This is a genomic window from Streptomyces flavotricini (assembly GCF_020639365.1).
GTDB classification, from domain to species: domain Bacteria; phylum Actinomycetota; class Actinomycetes; order Streptomycetales; family Streptomycetaceae; genus Streptomyces; species Streptomyces flavotricini.
On sequence record NZ_JAINUL010000041.1, the window covers coordinates 1 to 427 of the forward strand.

Annotated in this window: 1 pseudogene; it reads left to right on the forward strand. The window is 83.6% G+C overall.

Features of this window, described 5'->3' with window-relative positions:
- A pseudogene (locus K7B10_RS40595) lies at positions 1 to 427 on the forward strand (nicotinate-nucleotide--dimethylbenzimidazole phosphoribosyltransferase); the annotation flags it as partial.

The following is a 427-nucleotide window of genomic DNA, read 5'->3' on the forward strand; positions in this document are numbered from 1 at the left end:
GTGCAGGCCGCGCCGCAGCCGGGGGAGACCCCGCCGCAGGCCGGCGCCCCGTGGTCGGCGGAGCCGGAGCCCGCGGCCGTCCCGGAGCCCGTGATGGCGGCGGAGCCCGCCGTGGTCCCCGAGCCCGCCGTGGTCCCCGAGCCCGTGATGGCGGCCGAGCCCGTGATGGCGCCGGAGCCGGCCGTCGTCCCGGAGCCCGTCGTCGTCCCGGAGCCCGTCATGGCGGCGGAGCCCGCCGTGGTCCCCGAGCCCGCCGTGGTCCCCGAGCCCGTGATGGCGCCCGCGGAGCCGGTGGCCGCCGAGGCCCCCGCCGCCCCCGCCGCCCCTCAGCCGGAGCCGGCCGCGGCGCCGGAGTCCGAGCCGGTCGTGCTCGTCGCGGCCGCAGCGGAGCCGGCACCGGAGCCCGCAGCCGAGGCGCCGGTCGCCG